This is a genomic window from Cypionkella psychrotolerans, from assembly GCF_001294535.1.
Classification (GTDB): domain Bacteria; phylum Pseudomonadota; class Alphaproteobacteria; order Rhodobacterales; family Rhodobacteraceae; genus Cypionkella; species Cypionkella psychrotolerans.
This window is the reverse complement of record NZ_LGIC01000062.1, coordinates 1-8,690: the sequence shown is the minus strand read 5'-3', so window position 1 is coordinate 8,690 and position 8,690 is coordinate 1. Positions and strand designations below refer to the sequence as shown.

General features: G+C 58.1%; 11 protein-coding genes, 1 pseudogene and 1 other annotated feature. Of the genes and pseudogenes, 5 read left to right on the top strand and 7 right to left on the bottom strand.

All coding sequences use genetic code 11. The annotated features are described in order from the left end of the window. The first annotated feature begins 292 nt into the window (after positions 1–292). The 4 genes from AKV04_RS13000 to AKV04_RS12985 all read left to right on the top strand — a co-directional run bounded on the left by AKV04_RS13000 (position 293) and on the right by AKV04_RS12985 (position 1,971). On the top strand, positions 293–826 hold the full coding sequence (locus AKV04_RS13000; protein WP_268871795.1) for a nucleotide-binding protein: 534 nt from the start codon (positions 293–295) through the stop codon (positions 824–826). A 160-nt stretch (positions 827–986) separates the two neighbouring features. Then, positions 987–1,283, top strand: a complete 297-nt coding sequence (locus AKV04_RS12995; RefSeq protein WP_054006857.1) for a hypothetical protein — start codon at positions 987–989, stop codon at positions 1,281–1,283. Between the two features lie 93 nt (positions 1,284–1,376). Beyond that, positions 1,377–1,688: a type II toxin-antitoxin system Phd/YefM family antitoxin gene (locus tag AKV04_RS12990; protein WP_235815636.1), complete on the top strand. Its 312-nt coding sequence runs from the start codon at positions 1,377–1,379 to the stop codon at positions 1,686–1,688. Next, positions 1,678–1,971, top strand: coding sequence for a type II toxin-antitoxin system RelE family toxin (locus AKV04_RS12985; protein ID WP_054006855.1), 294 nt, complete (start codon positions 1,678–1,680; stop codon positions 1,969–1,971). Before AKV04_RS12990 ends, AKV04_RS12985 begins: the two co-directional genes overlap by 11 nt. Before the next feature lie 33 nt (positions 1,972–2,004). On the opposite strand, the gene AKV04_RS12980 is transcribed toward AKV04_RS12985, so the two are convergent. The 3 genes and pseudogenes from AKV04_RS12980 to AKV04_RS12965 all read right to left on the bottom strand — a co-directional run bounded on the left by AKV04_RS12980 (position 2,005) and on the right by AKV04_RS12965 (position 3,865). Next, positions 2,005–2,694, bottom strand: coding sequence for a DUF6088 family protein (locus AKV04_RS12980; protein ID WP_235815635.1), 690 nt, complete (start codon positions 2,692–2,694; stop codon positions 2,005–2,007). Positions 2,695–2,701: 7 nt separating this feature from the next. Continuing rightward, positions 2,702–3,049: pseudogene (locus AKV04_RS12975) on the bottom strand (antitoxin of toxin-antitoxin stability system); the annotation flags it as partial. 399 nt (positions 3,050–3,448) lie between these two features. Continuing rightward, positions 3,449–3,865, bottom strand: a complete 417-nt coding sequence (locus AKV04_RS12965; protein ID WP_054006859.1) for a JAB domain-containing protein — start codon at positions 3,863–3,865, stop codon at positions 3,449–3,451. A gap of 16 nt (positions 3,866–3,881) precedes the next feature. On the opposite strand from AKV04_RS12965, the gene AKV04_RS12960 reads away from it, so the two are divergent. Next, positions 3,882–4,661: an aminomethyltransferase family protein gene (locus AKV04_RS12960; protein WP_235815633.1), complete on the top strand. Its 780-nt coding sequence runs from the start codon at positions 3,882–3,884 to the stop codon at positions 4,659–4,661. Positions 4,662–4,736: 75 nt separating this feature from the next. Here the strand turns inward: AKV04_RS12960 and AKV04_RS12955 are convergent, their stop codons facing one another. The 4 genes from AKV04_RS12955 to AKV04_RS12940 all read right to left on the bottom strand — a co-directional run bounded on the left by AKV04_RS12955 (position 4,737) and on the right by AKV04_RS12940 (position 8,685). Further along, positions 4,737–5,348 carry a dimethylsulfonioproprionate lyase family protein gene (locus AKV04_RS12955; RefSeq protein WP_156317521.1) on the bottom strand — a complete coding sequence of 204 codons (612 nt, stop codon included), beginning with the start codon at positions 5,346–5,348 and terminating at the stop codon, positions 4,737–4,739. Positions 5,349–5,537: 189 nt separating this feature from the next. Next, positions 5,538–6,638: an aromatic ring-hydroxylating oxygenase subunit alpha gene (locus AKV04_RS12950; RefSeq protein WP_162232875.1), complete on the bottom strand. Its 1,101-nt coding sequence runs from the start codon at positions 6,636–6,638 to the stop codon at positions 5,538–5,540. Between the two features lie 282 nt (positions 6,639–6,920). Then, on the bottom strand, positions 6,921–7,325 hold the full coding sequence (locus AKV04_RS12945) for a single-stranded DNA-binding protein (RefSeq protein WP_054006851.1): 405 nt from the start codon (positions 7,323–7,325) through the stop codon (positions 6,921–6,923). 125 nt (positions 7,326–7,450) lie between these two features. After that, a protein-coding gene (locus AKV04_RS12940) for an IS3 family transposase (protein WP_156317376.1) occupies positions 7,451–8,685 on the bottom strand; the annotation gives its coding sequence in 2 pieces (ribosomal slippage) (positions 7,451–8,391 and positions 8,391–8,685; 1,236 coding nt in all). Beyond that, positions 8,282–8,398: a sequence feature (AL1L pseudoknot), on the bottom strand. (Overlaps the previous gene by 117 nt.) Positions 8,686–8,690 lie beyond the last annotated feature (5 nt).

The following is an 8,690-nucleotide window of genomic DNA, read 5'->3' as shown; positions in this document are numbered from 1 at the left end:
GGATGTGTGGGATGCGTCTTGTGGCATCAGCCTTGCGTGTTCGGGGTTCAGCCTTAGGATACACGCATTGCGCGATCAGATAAAAGAGATACGCATCCAGTAATCAGATTACGGATTAAAGAGATACGCCTTGCGCAATAAGATTTGCGCGAGCCGAATTCTGATATCCGCAATGTGGATTCGGATAAAAGAGATATGCGTTCAGATAAAAGATTTACGCGATGCGCATTGCGAGAAATGCAATCGGTGAAGTGGGATAGGTGGTATGGGTTACGGAATACGCGTTGTGTTGGTGATGAACCGCAAGGGAGGCTCAGGCAAGAGTACGCTCTGCCGCGCCCTGGCCTCTGCTGCTGCGGTGCGGGGGGAGACGGTCACGATTTTTGATACCGATGCCTCGAAGTCTTGCCTGAAGTGGATGCAGGCAGGGCAAGCAGCGGGCAACTGGTCTCCCTTGGTTGAAGTGATCCACACGCTGGATGCGCACCGGGTGGCAGAGGCCATTGGGCAAATCTATGAGCAGCCAGATCAGGAGCATCTGATCCTGATCGACACTTTCGGCGGCGGATCAGAAGCGCAGGATGTGCTGGCCGTCGCGGCGCACCGGATCATTTGCCCGATGATGCTGTCGCGCGGCGATCTGAGCGAGACGCTGGAAACCGCCAATTGGTATCTCAAGCTGCGCGGTCGGGTAGAAAAGCCAGGCGAGTTAGCGGGGTTTTCTGTGTTGCTCATCATCGATGCCGTCTGGGGATTGCGGCAAGGCAACCGGCGGCAGCACTGGTGCAACAGCAGTCTGAAACGTCATCGGGAAACTCCGGAATGAGGGACAGGGTCAAACCGGCAGGGCACTCTCTTTCCGCCTCTCCGGCCTGCCCTTCCCCGGCTTCCCTCTGCCTCTCAAACTCGGGTTTCAGCGACGCGCGGCTTGATTTTGTTCCTGATATGTTCTATATATCAGATCAACGCCACAAGGGAGATGTCCCATGGAAGCCAGCACATTCACCCTGTCCGCCACCCCGCGCCAGATCGCCTATGCGCGGTCCCTCGCACTGCGGAACCAGACCCTCCTGCCTTGGGAAGTTCAGCAAGACCGGCGCTCCTTAAGCGCCTGGATCGACGCGCAGGCGCAGCTGAAACCGCTGTCGTCACTCGACAGCTTGCCGTCATCCAAGCAGGTGGCCTTTGCCGAGCGGCTCGCCCGCATCAAGCGCCGCGCCGTCCCGGATGAATGCTTCCGCGACAAGGGGCTCATGTCGAAGTGGATCGACGGGAACAAGTGACGTCAGGCTTTTCGGCGGCTAGATCTACCGCGCGTGCATGTTCGCCACCTCGTCTCTCAAAACGGCAATGTTTCAAAATGATTGATTTCCAGTATGAATTATCGTACTAAATTCGGCATGCAACAGCGCATCGGAGTCGCTGTAGTAGGAGAGCAAGATATGCAGCGTGTGGAAGCACAGATCGCGGTCAGCGTCTCTGACCTGAAGAAAAGCCCGACGGCCATCATGGCGAAAGCGGATGGCGAAGCCGTGGCTGTGCTCAACCACAACCGGGTCATGGCCTATATGGTGCCAGCAGATGCCTATGAGGCGATGGTCGAGCAACTTGATGACCTGGCGCTCGCAGAAATCGTCCGCGCGCGCGCCAGCGAAGTTCCGGTGCGTGTGAGCCTTGATGAGCTTTGATCTTCAGTTTCTGCCGTCCGCATTGAAGGAATGGCAAAAACTTGGCAGCACCGTTCGCGAGCAGTTCAAGAAAAAGCTGGCCGAGCGGCTTGAGGCCCCGCGTGTGCCAGGGGATGCGCTGCACGGGCTTGAGCATCACTACAAGATCAAACTGCGGTCTTCTGGTTACCGACTGGTCTATCGCGTGGAAGACCAATCGGTCACGGTGACCGTTGTGGCAGTCGGAAAACGTGAGCGCAATGACGTCTACAAGACCGCGGCGGCGCGCACTGACAGGAAATAGCTCAATGATCGCATTCCGGACTGCTGATCCCGCTCATTGATGAGCGCTGTTTGATGTGAGGATCTCGGGCTGCTTGCGATGAAATGACCGAAGTACCGCGGATGCGAGCCAAGTAGGATATTGCGGGGCTGCGGCCACCAGTTCCAAAAAATCCGAGGCTGAAAGTCTACATTTCAGCGTCCGCAGTGCACCTTCAGCCTGCTCTGGCCCAAGCCATGCCAAAGCCCTGACGGCTTGGCCGGCTGTTTTGCCCGCAAGCGAAAGTTGCCAATTCGGCGCATGGCGCAGCTCGACAGATTGCTTTCCCATAGTCAGGGTTCGGCTGCGTCCGGAGGTCAGATAAACCAACCGGACAGGCACTTGCGTCGTCAGGCCAAGTGCATTCGCAGCGGCTGCACCGTTCGGCACGATGACCTCTCCGCGTTGCTGTGCCAATGCCTCAACTGCTTGCTCAATCGAAGGGCTTCTCTGACCAAACCGCGTCTGAACAGGACGCAGATAAACGCCACGCCCGGCACGGATGAGCTGGCCGCGTTCGGTCAGGCGCGAAAGGATCTGATCCACCGCAGCCCTTGATCCAAGATGCAGTAGTCCCTTCGCTGCAAGCGGCGTTCCCTCCGGCAAGGCGGAAGCGTGCTGGATGATCTGTTCTGACAGTCGTTCCATGTTCAATCTCCTGTCAGAAATATAAGTAAGTTTCTGACAGTTTGCAATGCGGATCATTTCGACTTCACCCGAACCGCCGACCGGCTTCGGTGAAGGTGTATTCGTTCGCGATGATACCATCCTCGATAGCATCGTCAGAGGTGAGGTGATCATGTTCAGCCTCGAGCTGCCGATACAACCAGCGTGCGAGCTCGCGCAGCGCCTCGGTCACGATCTCCTCGGCATCCTCGGTGGGCGGCTGCCAGATCGGGCTGTCGCGCGCCACCTCAATGATCATGCAGTATTCGTGAAAGTAGCGGCCTCGGTGGGTTGCCTCAGCCGTGAGTTGGTAGAAGTTCCGCCGCTGCACGGCTTGTAGGCGGTCGGCGATACCGTGGAGAGTGGCATTCTGCGGGGCATAGTCACGGATGCGGCCCCGGCCAGAACTAGACGGTCATCACGATCAAGGATCACCAGCATTTGCGGCGACGCATCGCAGGCCATTTGGTCCGCAAGCGCGATAGCCCCCCGCATAGCCTCGGCCAGCGTGGCGAAGCGATCGAGCACGATGGGCCGCGCAGTGCCAGACATCGCAGCCCCCGGGTTGTGGTCAGGCGTGGTCAGGTCAAAGGCCAGGCTGGTATCTGCAGCGGTGTTGGCGAACGCCGATTGCAGGTGCATCGGGAACACGGGCGTCGGTGCCGGAAACGAATGATCAAACATGTTGGGATCTCCGACGGCGCAGGAAGCCTCTCTCCCCACCTTAAACCGTCAAAGACCAAACCGCCGCCCTCTTCCTTGAAGGGTCAGCGGCATTTGGTCATCGCAAGCGTCAGATCTTCCCCAAGGCCCGCAGGCTCACCTCGGACCCAGCTCCCACGATGATGTGGTCGTGCAATGTCAGGCCGGGATACTTGCAGCCCTTCTGAATCTCCCTGGTCATGCTGAGGTCCGCTTCTGACGGTGTGGGGTCGCCCGAAGGGTGATTATGGATCAGAATCAACGCACTGGCGTTCAGGATCAGCGCCCTCTTGATCACCTCGCGCGGATAGACCGGCACATGGTCGACCGTGCCCGTCGAGAGAAGCTCATCGGCGATGATGCGGTTCTTGCGGTCGAGATAGAGCACGTGGAAACGCTCGATCGAGCCGCGGACGGTCACGGCACAATAGTCCATCAGCGCCTGCCAGCTGCCGATCACCGGGTTCTGGCTGAGGTATCTTTGCGTGCTGACCGAGGCGGGCGCCATCGCGGATGATGCGATCGTGTCCAACAATGGCGGCGATGAATGGATGATCGTGCATGGGTCGGGCGATACCATGGCCTTGCTGATGGCATCAGCGCAGGGCCGCGATGTGCAGGTGAGCTTTACCGACGATCTGCATGATCTGTCGGTGCAGGGACCAAAGTCCTGCGATATCCTCAACGCGCATTGCGAAATTGATCTGGCCGACTTGGGCTATTTCCAACACGCGCCTGCCCGGTTGTTCGGCCATGCGTGCCGGTTGTCGCGCACCGGCTATTCCGGCGAGCGGGGCTATGAGATCTTTGCCGATACCGCAGTGATTGGCGACATCTGGGACAGGCTGGTGGCCGCAGGTGTCATGCCCTGTTCCTTCACCGCGCTGGACAAGGTGCGCATCGAGGCGGGCCTGTTGTTTTACGGCTATGATATGACCGAGGCGAACACGCCCTGGGAGGTCGGCCTTGGCTTTGCAATCGCCAAGGCCAAAGGCGATTTTCGAGGCAAAGCGGCCCTGATGGCCGCAAAAGGGCGAGAGGCCGTCAGAAATGTCTGTCTGGACATTGATTGGCCAGAAATGGTTGCAGGCGGCACGGTGTTGTCTCACGACGGCGTTGAGGTCGGCATCGTGAACAGCCCATGTTATTCGCACCGGATGGGCAAGTCCTTGGCCTTGGCGCATATCAAGCCAGAAATTGCCATCGGTAGCGTTCTGACCTTATCTGCCGACGGCATCGAAACGACCGCCACCGTGGTTCAAAGCCCCGTTTATGACCCCGGAAAAACCAGAACCCATGACTGAGCGAGTCGTGATCTGGTTGTGAGCTAGCGGTGAGGAATGCCCCTTAGCCCAGCCTGGCGTCAAGCAATCGCCGCGTCAGGCCAAGGCCTCTGCCGTCTGATCTTTGATGAAAGCATAAGAGTGGGTGTTGATATCCCCACTCCATCGCCACAGCGCCAGAAATCCTTCGGGACCCGTGCGAAAGGCGTGCGGCATAAGACTTGGATGATGGATCATGTCACCTGCGTACCGGATCCTGACATCATCCCCCGCCGTCCAAAGTGCTTGCCCCGCAACAATCACATAAGTCTCATCGGCATCGTGATTATGCAAAGGATAGAAGCTGTCGGGTTGCATGTAGACCAAGCCCAACCGCACATCCGGGGCGAGAATTGGCCCTTCCGGCCCCATCAAAGTGGCCACGGAAATCATCGCAGCTATGGCGTTTTCGGTTTGGCTTTCCACAGGGTTTGACCCCCACGGCAACCTTTCCAAAGCTGCAATCGCAGTTTGTGCGACGGGATGCCCACTTGTCGCCAGAACCGCACGGATGCCTGCGTCAAAGCTGGAGGGTGGGCCGATATCGAAGAGAAGCTGCGACGGGGTCAGTCTGAGGGTTTGCGCGGTATGCGGCCCCTGCGGGTCTTGCTCGGCGTCATAGACCTTTGCGATTTCATCGAGCATCATTGGAAAAGGATCAGGCAGCACCGTCAATTCTCCTTCGTGAAAGTCGGATCAAGGTAGGCCCGACGCGGCGTTTTCATCTGCAGTGAACACGACCCTTCGGCCTCGCATTTCCTCACCCCCCCAACGACCGTTCACCTCGCGCGGTATTTTGGCATGGTCGGCGGGTCGGCTATCGGTAACAGACTGCAAATTGAGAGCTTTCTTGCGGCCCTATCGCGCCAATGCGGCCTGATAAAGCGCTGCAAAGGCTAGGATGGGATGTTCGGATTGCGAGGAGCAATCTGCATCCACGACCAGCGGGCCGGTGTTATATCCGCCTGACTCCAATCCCCTTTGCACAGAATCAACGATTGGGCCGTCTTCTGCAAAGGTGGTCGTACGGTGTTGATGGATGATCTCTGCCTCGACCGCATTGGGTGTGGGGTTAGGCAGCCACCAATCAACCTCGATCTTGGTCTGGTTCACCGAGATGGGTTTCCATCGGTAAGTGTTCACGATGCCGCCAGGATAAACTTGTAAAGCCACCAACGGGAAAAACCACCACGTCAGAAATTTATCGGTTTTTGCTGCTGGATCAGCGGCATAGCTGTAGGATTTTCGCGCATCAGGGCGTGCAGGGCTGGTGTGATGAATGCCCCATTCCTGGCCGCGGGTGCGGTATTGATCTGGATCGACCACACCGCTGGTCAGGGTCTTGTGAACGATGGCACAGTGATAACATTCGTTGAAATTTTCGGCCACGACCTTCCAATTGGCCGCCGCCAGCCGTTCGGTTCGCGCGGCGCGGTGGTAGGCGGTAAGGTTCGGGGCATAGGCACTTATCTCGGGGATAGCGTCGGCCGCGGTTTCCGCAAAGGGGCGGGCGTCAGTGTTCAGGTTCACCAAGATCAGGCCAAAGAATACTTCCAGCCGGATTGAGCGCAAGGAGTGGCGCGATTTATCAAGGCCGGGAAAATTCGCCTCGTTCGGCAGCGCACGGAGTTGACCCAGAGTATCATAGGTCCAGGCATGATATGGGCAGGTGAGCTTTTTCACGCAGCCCTGCCCCAACAGAAGTTCATGGCCGCGATGGGCGCAAACATTGTAAAAGCCGCGCAGAACGTCATCCGTGCCGCGCATGACGATGACTGAACAGCCGCTGATATCCTCGACGCGGTAATCGCCTGGGTTGGGCAGGTCGGTGACGTGGCCGATCAGTTGCCAGCTTCGGCGAAATATCTGCGCGCCTTCGGTGGCGAAAAGCGTTGGGTCGCAATAGGCCTTGGCGGGCAGGGTTTCATAGACGCCACCGTCAAAATTCATTTCACCCATTTTTGCCTCACTCGTTTTGTAAATCATCGAGGTTTGGAGGCGCTATTGCTCGCCTGATTGCGACAGGGTCGGGGCAAGTCAATGCCGGGCTCCGAGACCGGCATTGATGATTTGTATGGTGGTCACCAATGCGGATTTCCAGATGGCGATCAATGCGCGCTTGGGGGTAGATAAAGACCTGCCAAGGCCACTTCTTTTGTTGCCCATAGACACTAGCGCGTGCCACAGGCGTCAGAAGCCCGGCGGGTCTCCCCGCCGGGCCTTGGGGAGGCCCCGTTCTGTTCAGAACGGGATCTCGTCGTCGCGGTCGACCAGCTCGGGGTTTTCCGCCTCGGCCGATTTCGGGCGGCTCAGGAAATCGACCTTCTCGGCGATGATCTCGCAGCCGTAGCGGTCGGTGCCGGTGGCGTCGGTCCACTTGGTGTAGTGGATGCGGCCGTGGACGAGGACCTTCATGCCCTTTTCGCAATGCTCTGCGACCGTCTTGCCGAGACCGTTGAAGCAGGTGATGCGGTGCCATTCGGTGTCCATGATCCGGTAGCCGTTCTCGTCACGCAACACACGGCCTTCGGCGAGGCGGGGGCGCGAGGTGGCAAGGGTGAAGTTGGTGATCTTGGTGCCGCTTTGGGTAGCGCGGACCTCAGGCTTTTGACCGATGTTGCCGGCGAGGATGACGATGTTCTGCATTTGAAGCTCCTGTGTTTCCTGTCTCTAGGACCGTCCCTTCGACAAGACCCGAAAAAAGCCTGTCGGGTGAGGCGTGCACGGTGGACTGAACCGCTCCGGGTTTTCCGGAGACCAATTAGTCCGTGTTACGCGACCATATCGAGTGCGTTCAGGTTTTCATAGAAGGCCTCCTCTGCCTCTGCGGGTGGGATGTTTCCGATAGGCTCAAGCAACCGCCTGTTGTTGAACCAATCGACCCATTTCAGCGTTTCCAATTCTACCTCCTCCATGGTTTTCCATGAACTGCGCCGCCGAATGACCTCGGTTTTGTAGAGACCGTTGATCGTTTCGGCCAAAGCGTTGTCATAGGCGTCGCCGACGCTGCCAACGGATGGCTCAATGCCCGCATTTGCCAATCGCTCGGTGTAGCGAATGGACACGTATTGCCCGCCGCGATCGCTATGATGAATAAGCCCGCCTTGATAGGTTGGACGGCGGGCATAAAGCGCTTGCTCAAGTGCATCGAGAACGAAGTCGGTCTTGGCAGACCGCGATGCCTTCCAGCCGACGATGCTGTTGGCAAAGGTGTCGATCACGAAGGCGACGTAGACAAAGCCCTGCCACGTTGAGACATAAGTGAAGTCACTGACCCACAGCATATTTGGCGCTAGCGCTCGGAACTTGCGGTTCACCTTGTCGCGTGGGCATGGCACTGACGTGTCGGGGATCGTTGTTTTCATGGCCTTTCCTCGAACGATTCCCCGTAAACCCATGCCTTTCATGAGGCGAGCAACGGTGCAGCGCGCCACGGCTTCACCTTCACGGCACAGCTGTCGCCAGGCTTTGCGGACACCGTAAACCTCCCAGTTGTCATCCCAGACCTTCTGGATTTTTGGCCGTAAAGCCGCATCCCGCTGCTGGCGTGCCGAGGCCTTGGACGGATCGGCGCGCACAGCGAGGCAGGCGTAGTAGGTCGATGGGGCAATCGGCAGCACCCTGCAGATAGACTCGACCCCATAAACCACGCGATGATCATCAACAAAGTCGATCATGGCTTGAACGGGCGGTCGAGTTCCGCCTGTGCAAAATACGCTGACGCCTTGCGCAGGATCTCGTTTGCCTGCCGAAGCTGGCGCACCTCGCGTTCCAGTTCTTTGATCTTGTCACGCTCAGCACTGGTCGCACCTTCCCGTGCTCCGCTGTCCTTTTCCGCCTGCCGAACCCAGACCCTCAATGTCTCCGGGATGCAGCCAATCTTAGGGGCAATCGCAGCAACTGCCGCAGATTGCGTTTCATAGGAGCCTTGATGCTCCAACACCATGCGAACGGCACGCGCCCGCATCTCCGGTGAATAACGGTTTGATGTCTTACTCTTTTCCATAGCCC

What these genes read in the sequence shown, in the direction of transcription:
- AKV04_RS12995 (WP_054006857.1), top strand. Translation starts at nt 987, where the DNA reads ATGGAAGCCAGCACATTCACCCTGTCCGCCACCCCGCGCCAGATCGCC.
- AKV04_RS12990 (WP_235815636.1), top strand. Translation starts at nt 1,377, where the DNA reads ATGAATTATCGTACTAAATTCGGCATGCAACAGCGCATCGGAGTCGCT.
- AKV04_RS12985 (WP_054006855.1), top strand. Translation starts at nt 1,678, where the DNA reads ATGAGCTTTGATCTTCAGTTTCTGCCGTCCGCATTGAAGGAATGGCAA.
- AKV04_RS12980 (WP_235815635.1), bottom strand. Translation starts at nt 2,694, where the DNA reads ATGATCCGCATTGCAAACTGTCAGAAACTTACTTATATTTCTGACAGG.
- AKV04_RS12965 (WP_054006859.1), bottom strand. Translation starts at nt 3,865, where the DNA reads ATGGCGCCCGCCTCGGTCAGCACGCAAAGATACCTCAGCCAGAACCCG.
- AKV04_RS12950 (WP_162232875.1), bottom strand. Translation starts at nt 6,638, where the DNA reads ATGGGTGAAATGAATTTTGACGGTGGCGTCTATGAAACCCTGCCCGCC.
- AKV04_RS12945 (WP_054006851.1), bottom strand. Translation starts at nt 7,325, where the DNA reads ATGCAGAACATCGTCATCCTCGCCGGCAACATCGGTCAAAAGCCTGAG.